The following is a 16785-nucleotide window of genomic DNA, read 5'->3' as shown; positions in this document are numbered from 1 at the left end:
ATTGCCCGGCTTCAGGAATTCTTCACGGAAGCCATCATGCCTGCGTTCCATCATCCGGCGATTGGCGGCAACCCATGAATCGAGGTGGTCGAGGCCATACTGCAGCGCCGCCTGCGCCGGCGTCGGCTGGCAAATCGCCATCGTGTCATGGGCCTTCAGAGCATGGTACAGGAATGCCTCGGAAGCAATCAGTAACCCGGCCCGGTAGCCGGTAATCGCATACGTCTTGCCGAACGACATGATATGAACGAAGTGGTCGCCCCAGTCTTTTCGCGCAAACAACCCGTGAGGACGGTCGCCCCCGGCAATGAAGTCGGCATAGGTCTCATCGAGAACCAGCGCGATGTTATGGCGTTCGGCAAGCTCAAAGAGATCGTGCACGACCTCCGGTGGGGCAATCGCGCCGGTCGGATTGCTCGGCGTGACCAACAGAATCGCCCGGGTGCGGGGAGTGATCAACCGCTCGATCGTCTCCGCCTCGGGCAAACCGCCGGTCGTCTCGTGAAACGGCGCGTAGATACGCCGGATTCCCATCATCTCCAACGCCATGTCATAGTCGAAATAATACGGCACCTGGAGGATCACTTCGTCATCCGCTGCGCATAGCGTCACCATCGCCAGCCAGAATGCCTGGCTGGCGCCGACGGTGAGGCAGATATTATCGGCCGTCAGGGATGCCCCGTAGACCCTTCCATAACGCCGGCAAGCCGCTTCGCGGACGTCGAGGAGCCCCTCATCGGAAGTATAGAGAGCGGTCGCCGGGTCGGAGAGCCGCGCCTGCACGTACTCTACCAGCTCCGGCGCCGGCGGATAATCGGGTACCGCCTGGCAGAGATCGATGTACGTTTTCCCGCACGGGGCTTTGTCGCCCGCGACCAGGCGCTTGATCTCGACGATCGGTGGAAAGATGACCTGTTCGATATGACGGTTTGTGGCGAATTTCATGCGTACCGCTTCCTCATGGCGCAGGCACTCCGACCGGCTTGCCCCCCGAACGGGTTGAAAAAATCGTCAGAAAGGTGCTGATTATGATCTTCACATCGATCCACAGATTCCGCTCGCGGACGTATTTGATCTGGAGGCGGAGCTTCTCGGGCCGGATGAGCCGCGCATAGGCCTCGTCGGCATCGGCGATCCCCGAAGACTCGATGATCTCTCCCTCGTTGTGGAATTTGATAGACGCCCAATCAGTAATGCCCGGCCGCAAGGACAGGATCCGTTTTTCCTCCTCCGAATACAGATCCACGAACTTTTGAACTTCGGGCCGGGGGCCGACGATGCTCATGTCCCCGAGAAACACGTTGATCAGCTGCGAAAGCTCGTCGAGCTTGAATTTCCGGATCCACCTGCCGACCCCGGTAACGCGAGCGTCCGCCGAACTGGTGGAAGCCGCTCCCAACCTCTCGGCGTTGTGCACCATGCTCCGGAATTTATAGATCCTGAACATTTTTCCATAACGGCCCACCCTTCGACCCCTGTAAAAAACCGGCCCTCTGGAATCCAGCTTGATCGCAACAGCAAATATCAGGAAAACAGGGCTCGACAGGATCAGCCCGAGGGAGGAAAACAGGATGTCAAATCCGCGTTTTGAAATGCTATTTTCCTTCATTGGTCGCCGCGCAGTAGATCACTTTATGATTTTTGTCCGCCATCGAAGGAGACAGCCTGGCCGGCTCCACATACCGGGCCATCCCTTCCTCGATCTCGGCAGGCATCCGGACCAGCCTTCCGAAAAGAAGCCGTTTCAGGATCTTTTTCCCTTGGGAGGTCTTCGGGATTATACCAAGATCCACCGCGATCTTTTTGGCGGGACGCAGGAACCTCTGGCGACAGCCTACGGCGTCTACGGGGGTATTCCCGAAGAACTCGGATGCGAAGCCGTGGCGCGCGAAAAGTTCGTTCATCTCGACGACGCCATAATACCGGTGACTGTAGGGGCTGGGATTGAAATCGAACAGGTCCTTGTTCGCCGTGGCGACCAGCACCCTTCCTCCCCGGCGCAATACCCGACGGCATTCCTCGACGAAGATGTCCGCATCGGGGAGGTAGTAGATCGCCTCGAAAAGGATGACGACATCGAACGAGTGGTCCCGAAACGGAATTCTTTGGGCATCGAACTGCTGCAAAGAGATCCGGGGGCCGTAATGGCTCTTCGGATACCTCAGGATGTCGAACGCGTAGTCGCCCGCACGTATGCTCCTCGCCAGTCCCGCCAGATACCCCAGCCCCTGTCCGCTCCCACAGGCAGCCTCGAGAACGTCCTTTCCCCGGCAATAGGTTCCCGCCCAGTAGTAGCGGTTGCAGATCCTGTCGACCTGCTCGGTCGACACCTCTTCGCCGAACAGTTCGGTAACCGATTGATAATCGACGGTCACGGGCATCCTTGTCGCGGAAGCGTCTTCCGCGAGGCTATCCGCTTTCCTTCCCAAGCTCGAACGTGAAGATCCAGGCCATCAACCGCACCAGGGGGATTCTCGTCAGGACCTTGTCCGCCGCATTGAAGAAGCGCAGAAACGGCTTCATATACGGAGCCAGAATGCTCAGGATATGCCAGTAATGAACCTCCCCGACCGTGAAAAACCGCCTCGCGAATTCCACGTCCTTGAGGCTCAAGATGTGGTTTTTCTCCCACTCCGTCCTCATGTCGGGGGTCAGGTGCCGATACAACTTGATCGCCGGGTTGTAATTCAATGCCTCCACCACCAGGATTTTCCCGCCCGGTGCCAATATCCTTCGCAGTTCGGGAAACGCGTACGTCAGGTCGAGATGGTGCAGCATGCCGCTGCAGATGACCCGGTCGATCGAATTGTCGGGCAGTCCCGTGTTTTCGGCGTCCGCCCGCAGGAAAACCGTATTGCCTTCCACGCCTTCCTTTCCGGCGTCACGGCGTGCATTCGCGACGGACACCGGGCTGATATCGATCCCGACGGAGAGGGCGGCGCCGGCCTTCGCGGCCTTGATCGCGTTACCGCCGTTGCCGCAGGCATAATCCAGAAAGATCTTCCCCTTCGCGTGCTCCCGGATCCAGGCATCGACATGGTTTTTGGACAGCTCCGTCGCAATGTAATATTTCTTGTTCCCGTAGATCTTGTCGAAGGTGTCCTGATCGAGCGATTCCATGCTCGGCAGGTCCCGGTACCGGTCATGGAACTCCAGCTCCTTCCTCTTCCTGGCTTCCAGGGGCTCCATCCAGTTCCGGCTCGATTCCGCGTCCATCTCAAGAAGTCTCGACTTCAGCGTTTCCGCGTTCATTGCCGCCGCGTACCCCCCCTTACCTCACGCCACTGTTGCGCCCGATCGTCCCGGCGTTCTCGACGCTTCTTCGATTCGCTCCAGATGCCCGATCAGCTCCCCGTACACTTTCTCCGCGTCGAACCGCCCCGCGAAGAGTTCCCGTGCATTCCGCGACATCTCATAGGACGCTTCCCTGTGATCATGGAGAAAGACCAGTGTGGCGACCAGTGAATCCGGGTCCCCTTCCCCATAGGTCATCCCGCAATGATGTTCCTCCAGCAACCGCTTCAATGTCCCCTTTAGGCTCGAAACGACGGGAAGCCCCGCAGACAGATACTCCAAAGGCTTGTTCGGCAGGCTCAGGAGGAAGTCCGGCTTGTTGCGGTAGGGCGCCAGACCCGCAGCCGACATCTGCATCAAGGCAAGGATATCCGCCCGGTTCACCCATCCCGGGAAGAGGACGTTTGGACATCCCGAAGCCTTCTTCCTATAGAATTCCAGCTTGTCGCCGCTGCCGCAGATGACGAAACGGAACGGCCGGTCTCCTTCCTTCAATCTCCATGCAGCGTCGATGACCGTTTCGAGATCGAACTGACGGCCGATCGTCCCAAAAAAACAGAGGTTGAAGTCTTCCGCCCCGACTCCCCGGGTACGCCATCGTTCCGCAGCCTGTTCCGTTTCCCCTTCGGGGGGAGGGACCTGACTGTATCCCAGGGGGAAATCCCTGTCCCATTCCGATGGAGCACGTTCGGCATACTTCAGGCCCCAAGCCACGATTTCCGGGGTTATGCCAAGGATCGCCGTGGCGTCCCTGCATGCCTCCCGCGCAGCCTGGAACAGGGGGGATAATACGATCCGCGAGGCGCTCCTGCCCCAACGCGGAACGAGTTCAAGGAAGATGTCGGGCCACAGGTCCCGTACATCGAGGACCACGGGAATACCCCTCTTTCGGCCGTACCGCGTCGCTTCCACGCACAATTCAAGGGTAGGCAAGGAACTGAGGATGATCTCCGGCCTGGGTTCAAGCACCGAATGTTTCCGGAACTTCCTTGCCAGTCCGTAATGGTTCAACAACCGAGTGAGAGATACGTTTTTCCGGTACCCGTTCGCATGCAACTGATGGATCCGGTATCGATCCCCGACAACCTGCAATACGTCCGTACCATGCCTCTGGTGTTTTGCGAAATGGTCGAAGGAAGAGGTCCACCACAGAACGTCATGTCCTCTCCGGGACAGCATATCGGCCAGTATGCCCGTACGTAGAAGTCGTTCGCCCGGACCGTCGGTCGGCAGCGGCTCTCCCACCGTTATCAACCAGATCCTCAAGGATTTTTTCCCAAACCGGAATCGATGTAAACGTCGATCTATCCAGTCAGCTTTTCGCTGATGGACAGAAGTTTCCTGGCTTCCGACTCCCAGTTATACCGCTCCAGGACAGCTCTGCGGCCGCGGATTCCCATGGCCTCCGCTTCGTCTTCATGGGCCAGCATCCAGGAAATGGCGTTGGCGATTCCGGATGGATCCTTCGGATCGACCACCATTCCGCATTTCGCTTCCGAGATGATCTTTCTCCACAACGGAAAATCCGAAGTGATCACCGGGATGCCGACCGCCATATATTCGAAAAGCTTCGTCGGATAGCTGTCCAGGTACGATTTCGTCGGATGAAGCAGAACCAAGCCGATCCTTGCCCGTCCCAGCAATGCCGCAATCTCCGGTCGGCTTTGCCATCCGAGAAAGACGACCCGGGACCAGCCGGACAGGTTTTGCATGCGGGACTGGAGATCGGCCGGGCTGAAGAAGCCCGCGATTTGAAGCTGGACCTTCTGACCGTCTGGGATCTTCCCGAGCGCTTCCACCATTTCCATGGCGCCACGCAGATGAGAGACGACGCCTGTGTAGGCAAGAATCGGTTCTCTCTCCCTGTAGGGCGTTGCAGCGTTCTCCAAGGACTCGGCCAGTTGCGGAAAATTCTGGACGACAACCGTTTTCTTTCCCGGAAAATGGGTTGCAATCTTCGGGGTCGCGGCGACAACACCGTCGAAAACACCGCTTCCGATCCACTCCGCGGCCGCGGCCATACTGCCGAAAATACCCTTGAAAACAGGATGGATCCAGTTCTTGATCCTCATCTGTGTCGGAACGTCTTCGTGGGCGTCGTAGATAACACGGTAGCCCCTCACTTTCAGGAGGATGCCCGCGGGAATGAGTTCCGGATCATGGAAGTGGTAAAGATCCGCCTTTTCGGCGACCGCCTTCCGGTAACTCTCGATAACGCTGAAAAACATTCGCTCCAGTCGATTCCTTGGCTTCGATATCGACAGGATTTGTATGCCGTCGACGATTTCATCCTTGTCATGCTGGGCCACAAGCTTTACCTCGTACCCGTTCCTCGCGAGCGTCTTGCATTCCTTATGGAAGATGCGGGCATCAAAGGGGGGGTGAACGCAGGTAATATGTACGATCTTTTTGCTCACGGTCTACGACTGCCTGTCTTGGAAAATCTTCGTCAGGACCAGAGAGAGCAATAAGATCGTTCCGAATCCGTGCGTAATCCACACCACGGTATAATCGCTCTGCACGAACATCAGCGTGGCCAGGCTGATGCTCGCCACGCAAGGAATCAGGATGTATCCGCCCAACCTCCTGTAAACCAGGATGGAAACATCCGTCAGCCACAAGCCGAGCAGGGAAAGCGGTAGTGCCGCGATTCCGATATACCCGTAGGAACTGAACAGATAACCGGCGGTCGCGCTGATGCTCTCCATGACCGGCAATCCATAATACCGGGACGCATATGCCAATCCGATGATGTTCGGTCCGTCCAGCGGTCCGACTCCGAACAGCCCGGCCAACTTCGGAAAGGCGCCGATTCCAAGGACTCCATACTCCTGGGCGTGATGGATGTACCAACCGCCAACATGGAACGGCATCAGGAAGGCTCGATTGGAAATGTACCCAAGGTAGGTGAAATACAGTTTCGCAAATTCCCCGATTTCCTTTCCTTCCCTAAGCAGAGAAAGGAATATCGCCGGGGAAATGGCCGCCAGGATGATTATGATGACGGTGCCGGGCTTCACGGTCAATCCTCGTTTCCACAGAACGACGAAGGCAACAACGATCGCCATATTGAACAATCCCGCCCTTGTCCCCGTGAGGCTGACGGATATGCCCGCAAAGATCAGGACCAGGACGATCGGGACGACTAACAGAACCTTTCGATTCTCCTTATCGGACAGCAATTGCATTGTCAAAAGAGCCGCCAGAAGAGGCACGACGGAAGACGACATGATGCTGTAAGCGTACTTCAGGCCGCCGTAATCCAGCAGCTTGAGGGATTCCTCCCTGGCGACGCCGGAAGTGTCCGGGCTGAAAAGTATCGCATACAGACCTGTACTTGTAATCGGCACGTAGGACAGGTAGGCCGCTGTCACCGCGAAGACGATCCCCGCCAGGATGAAAATGGTTTTTATGCGCGTATTCGAGTATTTGTTCCACTCGTATCGATGGATGGCGTTCCAAATCCGGGATGCTTCCCGCTCCTGCGACAGTACGCTTCCCGCCAGGCCGAAAACGACATATCCATGGACCAACACGATCATCGTATAGGGATTCGGGAGCCAGTTCTCGTAATACCCGGCGAATATGGCAAGGGGCCACTGGAAAAAGAGATGCGTATAGGAAATCAAAAATATGCTTGGCTTGATGAAAAGATACCTACGGTTCCTGAACAGATCGTAAAGCCACCAGGAGCAGAAAATGGCATACAGCCAGTTAATAATGACGAAGAAGGAAAACGGGGTATCGAAGAGATGGAAATCCTGTACCATTACGGAAGGAATTTCCGGACGTGTGCAAGCACGGAGTTTTTCAACCGGAACAGCCAGTCGTTCGATGGGAATTCCTTGTAGGACCGTATCGGGGTTCCCAGGATCCGTTCGAACTCTTCCACTGTGATTCCCAGTTTTTTCGCGACATATTCCTTGTCTTCCATCAATTTTCCCTGGAGATAGGGAGGCTCCCCCATTTCCCTGAGCGCGTTTTCACGGGTCATCTGGCCCGAAACGATGAGGCTTGACAGATGAGCCCTTCTCTTATCGAAGCCAAATTTTTTGGGGAGATAGTATGCCTGAAAGAACTTCGTAAATATCGACTCGTAATGTTTCCCGCCGTAATCCCGCCAGCCAAGCTTTTCGATAATGATCTTCTTCGCCTCTGCCTTGTTATAAGGCAAATAATCCAGGATTCGGACGATACGGATATTTTTTACGTATGGATAATAGAAATATCTTTTGAAAAAACTGCAGCTCGGATAATGCTTTAACTTCACGGTTCCGAAACGCTGGTGGATCGCCTTCAGATTGCGTGCGTCTGAAGCATTGTAACCCCATGTCCTGGGCAAGATGAATTCGGTGGCATTATTCCCACCGCTGATGATGTATTTTATTCGGCGTTCCACAGCAACGCGGTATAAAGCGCCGAGGAATGCGTGATCCTGGGGAATATCGCAGTTGGAGACGGATGCCTTGAAATAGGCGAGCTGCAGATTCTGCATTTCCGGCCAGTCCGCAACAAACGTATACAGATCGATCTTCAGATTTTTCACGATATTCTCGATATTGTTGACTGCCAGTTCCGAGTTCCAGCCGCTGTCAAAGTGGACGGCTAGCGGCCTAAGTCCCAATTTCACCGCGTTATAGGCCGCATACGTGCTGTCGACCCCGCCGCTGACACCGACGATGCAGTCGTATTCCCTGGTCCTCCCCTTTCTTTTTATTTCGTTCAATATTCCGGAAAGAACCTCCATCCCCTTTCCCGCCTGGGCAAGTTCCAGTTTTTTTCGGACATCCGCATCGAAGGCATTGCAATAATTGCAAATCCCGTTTTCGTCGAACCGGATCTCGCTGTCCGAGGTATCCATGATGCAATTGGTGCATATCCGGTATGGATTCATGAAAACATCCTTTCCAACTCCTCAGACAAAGGATAGGTGATCAACACGGCCCTGTGCTTACCGTGAAAAACGAACATGCTGCCGGCTGCAACTGCGGAAGCTCCTCCCGCCACCGCTTCCGCGAGATCCTCAATGCGTCCCGCCCCTCCGCAGGCGACGAGGGGAATGGAGATGGCGTGGGACACCTTCCTGATGATATCGATGTCGTACCCCCTCCCCGTCCCATCCCTGTCGATGGAGTTCAGGAATATTTCCCCGGCACCCATTGCCTCCATTTCCTTCGCAAAATCGACGACCCCCCTGCCGGTACCTCTTCTCCCGCCAAGGATATAGGTCTCGTAATGACCGATCAGGTTCTTCCTGACGTCGATCGACACGACGATGCTTTGGCTTCCGTAGAGAGAGGAGACAGACCGTATGAAATCCGGATTCAGAGCCGCATAGCTGTTGATGATCACTTTCTCGACTCCCAGGCTGAACAGGATTTTCAGATCCTCCAGCTCCCGGATCCCTCCGCCGTAACTGAACGGCATGAAGCATTCGCTGGCGATGTCCGCGATCATCCGGAAATTCGGCTTCCGGTTCTCGATCGTCGCGGTGATGTCGAGAAAGATCAATTCGTCGACTTCCTTTTCATTGAAGATCCGGACGGCATTGACTGGATCTCCCACGTATTTCGGGTCCTTGAATTTGATCGTCTTTACAAGACCCTGCTCCTTCAGCAACAGACAGGGAATCACCCTGGTTCGCAACATGCTACAGATCCATGAAGTTCTTCAACAATTGCATTCCGAATTTATGGCTTTTCTCCGGATGAAACTGGACACCCGTGATATTGCTCTTTTGATAGGAGGACACGAAATCGAATCCATAATGCGTCCTGGTCAGGACATCCCCCTCGTCAGGGAGAACGACATGATAGGAATGAACAAAATAAAACCTTGTCCTTTCATCCATCCCCCGGAACAAACGGTTTTCCTTCAGCACATGCACCGTGTTCCATCCCATGTGCGGGACCTTCCTTTGATTGGCCGTATCATCGAAGCGGAACCGGACTGTTCTCGCGTCCACCCATCCCAAGCCCGGCAATGTCCCTTCCTCGCTGTATTTCGTCATGAGTTGCATGCCGAGACAGATCCCCAGGATCGGAACTTTTTCCCGGAAGACCTTGTCGCTCAAGACCCTCACGAGCCCTCTCGATTCGAGATTCCTCATTCCGTTATCGAACGCTCCCACTCCGGGCAATATGATTTTGTCCGCCGCAACGATGTCTTCCGTTCTCGATGTCACCACCGCGTTATGGTCGATCTTTTTCAGCATGTTCCGGATGGATCCAAGATTTCCCATCCCGTAATCTATGATCGCAAGCAAAGAGAGGACCTCGCGCGAAAATCTACTGCTGCGGAACCAGTGGTTTATTCCCCTTGGAAAACTGATACGACAGAATCAGGTACACAACATAAAGGACCGAATACGATAGCGAAAAGCACAAGATGCTGATCTTGACGTCGTGGAGATAGACTCCGGCGAACAGCGAAACGACCGTGAAAACAAGCAAGGCCGACTGCCAGACCAGGTCGTAATTCTGTTTTTCCGCTATGTAAATCACAAAACTCAACGGGCTCGATATGAACCGGAAGAAGAACATGATCGCCATGAGCTGAGCATACTCCCCGGCGACGATCCACTGTTCCCCGAAGATCAGGGTAAATATCGACGGGGCCGCGTAAAAAAACAGGGCGAATGGGACCACCGAGATCGCCGTGAGGCCCAGCAACGTCTTCACGAAAATATCCCGGCAGTTTCCATGCTTCGCGTAATCGCTGCTGGCCCTCTGCTTGAATACATCCATTATGGAGCTGGCTATCAGCGATATCGGGGCGCCGAGGACCCTCTGGGTCAACGAATAGAACCCGACGACCGCTCCCCCAAAATAGATACCGAGTACATAGACCGGCAACTGATTCGCCAGCACATTGATAAAATCGGCCGGAATGGAGTAGATCGGGAAATTCTTATAGCGGGACAATTGGCCCCGTATCTTCTCCTTATCGATGAATCCGATCTTGTTCTTGTCATCTTTCCAGATCTGGAAGCTCAATATCCCGGTCGTGGTGACTTGCCCCGCGATCCCCCCGACAACCAGTCCGCTCGATCCATAGCCCTTCAGTCCCATCAGCAAATTGAGGATCGCTGTGGAGGATGTCTGCGAGACCTTGCTGACGACCAGCCTTTTATACTGCAGCTTCCTTGTCGACCAGTAATAGAAGGTGTTGTAGATCCCCGTCAGTAGAACCGTCAGGGGGATGAAATACAGCCAGAAGGAAATTTCCCTGCTCCCCAGAAATTTCGCCAGGCGGTCATTAAAGAGAAGAACGACAAGAAACGTGACAATGCTGACAAACAAGGAACACAGCAAGGCAAGCACTACGATATTGACCGCTTCGTCGTCCTGCTCCGGGAGGATCACCGCCAGCTCGAATCTCCCGGCGGCAACAACGGATACGACATACGCGATCGCCATGTATAAAGCCAGTACGCCGAACTCTTCCGGCGTGTACAATCGCGTCAGGACGGGAGAGATCAATACCGGGATCGCCTGCGCGATTGCGGTCCCCGACATCATCGTCATCACGTTCGACGCAAACGATTCCCGTCGAAAAATATTCAGATGGAAGTTCGGCAGTTTCAAAATTTCCCGGCGAGTCTTGCGTTGAGCTCTCCGAACCCGTTCCCGAAAAAATCCGGCCATGTCACCAGTGGATGCCTCGGACGGGTCGTGTTCGGTCCCGTGTAGAGCGTCACAACCTCGGGAGGGAGAGGAAACCGACCGGCAATATCGACGTACACGGCCTGCATCCTCGGGTTGCCGAGAAACCCCCACCATCCTTCGATCAATATCCCGGAGAGCTCCCAGGGGCCATAACCCAGGTTGCCTCCGACAGTTTGATACTGATACCGGTATACGCCGTTATTTCCATCCATGAAGTTGGCTACACGGTATGCCGGAAACCCGCTGGAGGGTTGCAACAAGACTTTTCCATAGAACTGTTTCTCCAGTCCCGCGGAAAGATTTTCGTAATATCCCCGCTCGGGATCCCCTTCCCGATACGCACCGGCGAGGCTTTTCAGCCAGACCGGCCATCGATGGCTGTGCGAGGTGTCCTCCGCGATGCCGGGAACCGGAGCCGGCTTCAAATTCGCTGCCAGTTCCGGATTCCCGGCGTAGAGGTAATCCGGGTGATCCGTCCACAATCCGGGTTGAAACAGCCAGGTGCCGTCATCGAAAGGCACAACGTACTTGTTGAAAACCGCATATGCCACGTTCAGGATTTCGCCGACCACGGGAGAGAGACCAGAATATTTCCCGGAGATCCTTTCGTAGATCCGCAGATCGGCCGAGATCGCGAACAGGAAGATTTCGTGATCCGTGATCGCGCGATAATAAGAGGGGGTTGTGGCGGTCTGGCTCAATTTCCATTGCAGGCGTTCGCGGATGCCGCCCGCGAAATCCCGCTCGTACCACCATGCGGTTTTCATACTCCAGAGCGAATCGACCTCGCCATACAGCTTTTCGATCAATGCCGGAGGGACCAGATCCGCCCTTCCCGATTCCGTGGCCAGCACCAGGAACCGACTTGCGAGATACAAATAGTGCTCCCGCGCCAAATCCAGATCTTGGGGTTCGGTTAAAAAACTGTTGTTGTCGTTTTCCATGAAGCGGCGGAAATGATCGGAAAATTCCTGATGCCACTCCGCCTGTCCGAGCCTGAAGGCGGCGTGCAGGGGAATCATCAAGACATGGCCGGCGTCGTAGAGGTCGCGGTCTCTCCAAAGATTGTCGCCGAGGTAGACCTTCACGGTATTCTCCCAGAGAAGCAGGTCCTTCGCCTCGACCGTCCGACCGCCTCCGCCCGTCCCGTCGGCGCTCGTGCCGACGCAACCGGTCAGGAAGGGGATCAGAAGAAACAGGAACAGAATCCGGGACAGGCACACGGCTCATGCTTCCGCGCTTTATTTCTTCCGGACTTCCCTGTAAAAAACCTTTCCGACAGCCAGCTCCTTCGGCAACGGGGCATCCTCATCCAGGTCAAGACAACGAAGGATTCCCTGCTCCACTTCCTTATATTGAAGACCACTTTCCGGACAGGTATAGATGCCCTTCGGATCCGGATCCTTGAGAACGTGGCCATGACGGCTCATCCACCCTTTTTGACGCGCCGGGACCCCTATCACAAGAGCGTAGTCGGGGACATCCTTCGCGATAACGGCGCCGGCAGCGATAAATGCATACCGGCCTATGGTGATGCCGCACACCACCGTCGCATTGGCCCCGATGGAAGCACCGCGTCGGATCAGGGTCTTTTCATATAAGGATTTTCGAATAACCTGGGAACGCGGATTCGTCACATTTGTTAAAACGCACGACGGACCAAGGAAAACATCATCCTCAATGACAGTTCCTTCATAAACCGATACGTTGTTCTGCACCTTGACGTGATTTCCCATGACCGTTCCTCCGGCAATGGAAACATTTTGTCCAAGACTGCAATACTCACCGATCTTCGCCCCGCTAAGGACGTGTGAAAAATGCCAGATTTTCGTTCCTTTGCCGATTTGCGCTCCTTCGTCGACATACGACGATTCATGGACAAAGTAGTCCATAACGCTCTCCTTTATGATTAGAGAATGACTAGGGTCTGTTCAGTAACGGATGGACATGGGAGCCTGGATTTCGTGCAGGCACGGCATTCCGCAATCTATGCACAAGGTCGATCGATGGGCGAGCCTCCTCGATTCCGAAACCCCGGCCTGCAAGGATTTCCTGGTAGATGACCGTGTGGAGATCGACGAAGCCTCCGGAGAATTCGAACTCTTCTCCATCAACGGTGATGGAGCGGTACGTGGTCTTTCCTTCCTTTACGGCCATCTCGGGAAGGTCCTCCTTCCCCACCGAGAGAAACCAACGCACCTGCGCTTTCTCAAGCTCCAGGAAACCGGTAATTTTGCGGTCGTCGGCAATGTGCAATTCGAAGTGTTTTACACCGCCGAAAACCCATAAAAGCATATCGAAGAAGTGAACGCCGATATTGGTGGCAATCCCGCCGGACTTGCTGATATCCCCTTTCCAGGAGGCAAAGTACCAGTTCCCCCGGGCGGTGATATAAGTTAGGTCAATTGCATACTTTTTCCCCGCCGGGGCCTGTCGGATTTTCTCCCGCAGAGCGATGATCGAAGGATGGACCCTTAGCTGTAGAATATTGAATATCCTCTTTCCCGATTCCTGTTCCAGCTCCGCAAGGGCGTCCAGGTTCCAAGGGTTGAGAACAAGCGGTTTCTCGCATATCGCATCGGCACCAATACGCAGGGAAAAGCGCACATGCGCATCGTGCAGATAGTTCGGGGAGCAGATGCTGGTATAGTGGATACGTTTGTCACCTCCCTGCCGGCGCAGCTTTTCGGCATGCCGGTCAAACCGCTCAAACTCGGCGAAGAAGGCCACGTCGTAAAAGAAACTGTCGAGGATCCCCACGGAATCGGACTTGTCCAACGCACAAACGATTCTGTTTCCGGTATCCCTAATGGCTTTCATGTGCCGGGGGGCGACATACCCGGCCGCCCCGATAAGGGCGAAATTACGTGGGACCGCGGTGTCGTTCATTCTCGGCTTCCTGTCAGGAGCTAGAAGGGAAGACGGTTTTGCCGCGCTCGATCCTGAATGCCGTAAAAATCGAGAACAACAAACCGGTGAACGTAGACAATGCGACAATGATGGCCCGTTTCGGTTTCACTTTTTTTTCCGGTATTACCGCTTTATCGATGACTTGAATGGTGACGGCGTCCCGTGCTTCATCCAGCTTGGCCATTTCATATTGCTTCGCCAGCAGTTCATACAGAATCTCGTTGTACTTCACGTCCCGCAGTTTTCGAAGATATTCCATACCGACGGAAGGCATCCTTCCTGTAGGCATTAGAGGGTCGTGGCCGTTCCCTCCTTTTTGTTCAAGCTTATTGAGTTCCACCTTTAATCCTTTCAACTCTTCTTCGATTTTTTGCAGATCGGGATTCTGAGAAGTGGCATAGGTTTGTGCTACTTTATATTGTACTTCCTTGGCGGCGATTCGCGCTCGTAAACTTCCAATCCCTTGTATAACGACTCTCGCCTGGTCATCGATCTTCAGCGCGCCCGTTTTTTCCTGGTATCCTCTTATTCCTTCTTCCGCCCTTGACAATGCTTGTTTTACATCCTGTAGTTGTTCCTCGAAGAACAGCCTTCTCTGTGCCGCCTCGGTGATGGCAAGGCCCTTGGAGACTGCAACCATCTCTTCCACGAACGCATTCGCCATATCCGCCGCCCTTTTCGGATCCCGGTCCTCCACGGTAACAACGATCATGGTGTCCTTTCCGCTGGTTGCGCTTAATGCCTCGCCAAGTTCCTTTCTCGCGTCTTCCCGGAATTTCACGTCGTAGATTTTCATCAATCCAAACCGGTCGATGATTTTGTCTCTGACGGTCCTGCTGCGAAGGAATCCGATATACATATCGTTTGGACTTTTCATCCCGATACCACCCGTGGCCAGGGTTGCGAGTCCGCCCACCTGATTTAATAATTGCGCGGCAATATTCGAGGAACCTTGTTGGGGCGGGAGGATTTTCGTCTCCGCTCTGAAGATCGGGGGCAATAACAGGCAAATCACCAGAGAAACGATTGCAGTCCCGGCAGTTATTCCCCCGATAAATTTCTTGCGCCTTGCGAGTACGGCGATCCGTTCAGTAATGTTAATTACCACGTCGTTTTTCGTTTCCGGTTTATCCAAAACAAACTCCTTTACAGGAAATCTCGATGACTTGCATGGATTCTAAAACGCCACGAGCAGCACCCCAGCGGTGACCGCGATCTGGTAGAGGATCTGCGTGATGTCCTTTATTTCGCGCATCCAGGCGATCCTCTCCAGCTGCTCGGGAACGACGATCGTGTCCCCCGGATCCAACTGCTTGCCCCCCGACTCCCACTGGCTTGACGTCTTGCTCCAGAAGATGCTGGTGAATCCTTCCTCGGGCCTCACGGCAGTTCCGTCCACCTTCAGCAAGTAAATCCGCTTCTTGTCCGCGTTCTCGGTGTAGCCGCCAGCCAGCTTGATGTAGTCGGAGATGCCCTTGTTGCCGTCGTAGACGAAAGCGGTCTGGTTGAAGACCGAGCCGGAGACCTGCACGCTTTGCGGATTGGCCGGGATGAACAGGCTGTCCCCTTCTTCCAGTTCGATGTATTCAGTGGCGCCTTTCCCCTTGCCGATATCCGAGATGGGGACGACCAGCCGGCCTTTCGCCTTGGCCTGCCTGACCTTCGCAAGGAATCCCTTCATCTGTTGGGTTTCCGATGACTTGATCTGGGCCTCTTCGGGACTCGAGGCCGCAGCCACTGCGAGAGTCCCTCTCGCGGCCATCTCCCTTTCCAGCCGGTCCGCGCTCTCGTCGAGCTGCTTCTGCTGGATTTCGCGCACCCGTTCGCGCGTAAAGACGGCCCCCTTCAGGTATGCCCGGTCCGTGAACCCCCCCGCCCTCGTGATCAGGGAGGACAGTTTTTCCCCTTTCCGGATCGTGTAGGTCCCCGGGTACTTGACCTCCCCCGAAATGGTGACCGTCTGGTAGAGCTTCCATTCCGGCACCGTTCGTACGAACAGGTAATCGTTTTCCCGCAGAGGCAGGTTATCTCCCGACTCTCCCTCCAGCGCCTTTTCCAGGTTCAGGATGACCTTTTCGGTCTTCGGCCCCTGGTCCGTCACCGTGACCCGCGTTAGTTCCGCCTCTTTTTTGTTGGTGTAATACTTCGGCCCCCCCGTCAGCAGCATCAGGTCTTTGACCGTCATCCCCGGGTTGAACCCATACTCCCCTTCCCGTTGCACGGCGCCGGAGACCCGCACGACCCGCTTGTCCGGGACCACCTGGTAGACCTTGACGATATCCCCCGACTGGAGGGAGATTTCCTGCTCCTTCATCTTCTCTAGATCCGATTCGAAGACAGTCTGTCGAGTATTTTCCACGATCCGTTCGATCTGGATGCGTCCCTTGAAGGCGACGGTATTCATTCCCCCCGCCATCTCGACCAACTGGGAGATCTTCGTTTCCGACTTGAGTTCATAGAGGGCCGGGTTGTTCACGCTGCCGGCGATGGCGGCAACGGGGCCGATCGGGGGGATGAAGACGACGTCCTGCGGCATCAGCCGGATGTCGTTGCTCTTGTCCCCTTTCAGCAGCAGGTCGTACAGGTCGAAATGGACGGTCTCCCGCCCGTCCCGCTTGACCTGGATATCCCGCATCGACCCGTTCTTGTTCGGTCCCCCCGCCGCGAACATGGCGTTGACGATGGTCGAGAGGGACGAGATCGTGTAGGCTCCGGGCCACTGGGCGTTCCCCACCACGTAGACCGTGATCGTCCGAAGCGCGCCCATGCTCACGTTCATCTCGAAGCCACTGAAGTATTTCGAGTACTCCTTCTGGATGAGTTCCTTGGCCTCCTTGAAAGGCAGGCCGGCCACGCTGACGACCCCGACTTTCGGAAGCCGGATCATCCCGTCCCTGTCCACGAAGAGATTGAA

At 55.1% G+C, this 16785-nt stretch carries 16 protein-coding genes; all 16 read right to left on the bottom strand.

The window, feature by feature from the left end; genetic code table 11:
- Window positions 1-945 (bottom strand): aminotransferase class I and II (locus tag A2Z13_02895; GenBank protein OGP80312.1); only part of this gene is annotated, 945 nt, incomplete at its 3' end.
- A gap of 13 nt (window positions 946-958) precedes the next feature.
- Window positions 959-1609: a hypothetical protein gene (locus A2Z13_02890; protein ID OGP80311.1), complete on the bottom strand. Its 651-nt coding sequence runs from the start codon at window positions 1607-1609 to the stop codon at window positions 959-961.
- Entirely contained in the window at window positions 1596-2381 is a 786-nt protein-coding gene (locus A2Z13_02885) for a hypothetical protein (GenBank protein ID OGP80310.1), read from the bottom strand. Before A2Z13_02885 ends, A2Z13_02890 begins: the two co-directional genes overlap by 14 nt.
- Window positions 2382-2409: 28 nt before the next feature.
- The gene (locus tag A2Z13_02880) at window positions 2410-3252 is read right to left on the bottom strand and encodes a hypothetical protein (GenBank protein OGP80309.1); all 843 of its coding nucleotides are present in this window, start codon (window positions 3250-3252) and stop codon (window positions 2410-2412) included.
- A 24-nt stretch (window positions 3253-3276) separates the two neighbouring features.
- Entirely contained in the window at window positions 3277-4527 is a 1251-nt protein-coding gene (locus A2Z13_02875) for a hypothetical protein (GenBank protein OGP80314.1), read from the bottom strand.
- A 71-nt stretch (window positions 4528-4598) separates the two neighbouring features.
- On the bottom strand, window positions 4599-5711 hold the full coding sequence (locus A2Z13_02870; GenBank protein ID OGP80308.1) for a hypothetical protein: 1113 nt from the start codon (window positions 5709-5711) through the stop codon (window positions 4599-4601).
- Window positions 5712-5714: 3 nt separating this feature from the next.
- Entirely contained in the window at window positions 5715-7064 is a 1350-nt protein-coding gene (locus tag A2Z13_02865) for a hypothetical protein (protein OGP80307.1), read from the bottom strand.
- Window positions 7064-8188 (bottom strand): ExsB family protein, encoded by a 1125-nt coding sequence (locus A2Z13_02860; protein OGP80306.1) that lies wholly within the window; start codon window positions 8186-8188, stop codon window positions 7064-7066. Before A2Z13_02860 ends, A2Z13_02865 begins: the two co-directional genes overlap by 1 nt.
- Window positions 8185-8943: an imidazole glycerol phosphate synthase subunit HisF gene (locus tag A2Z13_02855; protein OGP80305.1), complete on the bottom strand. Its 759-nt coding sequence runs from the start codon at window positions 8941-8943 to the stop codon at window positions 8185-8187. The genes A2Z13_02860 and A2Z13_02855 overlap by 4 nt, the downstream gene beginning before the upstream one ends.
- A 1-nt stretch (window position 8944) precedes the next feature.
- A complete protein-coding gene (locus A2Z13_02850; GenBank protein ID OGP80304.1) occupies window positions 8945-9559 on the bottom strand; it encodes an imidazole glycerol phosphate synthase, glutamine amidotransferase subunit in 615 nt (204 codons plus the stop codon).
- 22 nt (window positions 9560-9581) lie between these two features.
- A complete protein-coding gene (locus A2Z13_02845; protein ID OGP80313.1) occupies window positions 9582-10820 on the bottom strand; it encodes a hypothetical protein in 1239 nt (412 codons plus the stop codon).
- 56 nt (window positions 10821-10876) lie between these two features.
- Window positions 10877-12184, bottom strand: a complete 1308-nt coding sequence (locus A2Z13_02840) for a hypothetical protein (protein OGP80303.1) — start codon at window positions 12182-12184, stop codon at window positions 10877-10879.
- A gap of 18 nt (window positions 12185-12202) precedes the next feature.
- The gene (locus A2Z13_02835) at window positions 12203-12853 is read right to left on the bottom strand and encodes a serine acetyltransferase (GenBank protein ID OGP80302.1); all 651 of its coding nucleotides are present in this window, start codon (window positions 12851-12853) and stop codon (window positions 12203-12205) included.
- A gap of 28 nt (window positions 12854-12881) precedes the next feature.
- The gene (locus A2Z13_02830) at window positions 12882-13850 is read right to left on the bottom strand and encodes an oxidoreductase (GenBank protein ID OGP80301.1); all 969 of its coding nucleotides are present in this window, start codon (window positions 13848-13850) and stop codon (window positions 12882-12884) included.
- A 13-nt stretch (window positions 13851-13863) separates the two neighbouring features.
- A complete protein-coding gene (locus A2Z13_02825) occupies window positions 13864-14979 on the bottom strand; it encodes a hypothetical protein (GenBank protein OGP80300.1) in 1116 nt (371 codons plus the stop codon).
- A gap of 69 nt (window positions 14980-15048) precedes the next feature.
- Window positions 15049-16785: polysaccharide export protein (locus A2Z13_02820; protein OGP80299.1), on the bottom strand; the 1737-nt coding region annotated here is incomplete at its 5' end.

Source organism: Deltaproteobacteria bacterium RBG_16_64_85 (genome assembly GCA_001798885.1).
In the GTDB taxonomy this organism is placed as follows: domain Bacteria; phylum Desulfobacterota; class Deferrimicrobia; order Deferrimicrobiales; family Deferrimicrobiaceae; genus FEB-35.
This window is presented reverse-complemented; position numbering and strand designations above follow the sequence as displayed.

Bases quoted from the DNA above. Each gene is read 5' to 3' on its own strand.
- A2Z13_02845 (OGP80313.1), bottom strand. From the start codon at position 10,820: ATGACGATGATGTCGGGGACCGCAATCGCGCAGGCGATCCCGGTATTG.
- A2Z13_02865 (OGP80307.1), bottom strand. From the start codon at position 7,064: ATGGTACAGGATTTCCATCTCTTCGATACCCCGTTTTCCTTCTTCGTC.
- A2Z13_02880 (OGP80309.1), bottom strand. From the start codon at position 3,252: ATGAACGCGGAAACGCTGAAGTCGAGACTTCTTGAGATGGACGCGGAA.
- A2Z13_02885 (OGP80310.1), bottom strand. From the start codon at position 2,381: ATGCCCGTGACCGTCGATTATCAATCGGTTACCGAACTGTTCGGCGAA.
- A2Z13_02855 (OGP80305.1), bottom strand. From the start codon at position 8,943: ATGTTGCGAACCAGGGTGATTCCCTGTCTGTTGCTGAAGGAGCAGGGT.
- A2Z13_02830 (OGP80301.1), bottom strand. From the start codon at position 13,850: ATGAACGACACCGCGGTCCCACGTAATTTCGCCCTTATCGGGGCGGCC.
- A2Z13_02860 (OGP80306.1), bottom strand. From the start codon at position 8,188: ATGAATCCATACCGGATATGCACCAATTGCATCATGGATACCTCGGAC.
- A2Z13_02890 (OGP80311.1), bottom strand. From the start codon at position 1,609: ATGAAGGAAAATAGCATTTCAAAACGCGGATTTGACATCCTGTTTTCC.
- A2Z13_02835 (OGP80302.1), bottom strand. From the start codon at position 12,853: ATGGACTACTTTGTCCATGAATCGTCGTATGTCGACGAAGGAGCGCAA.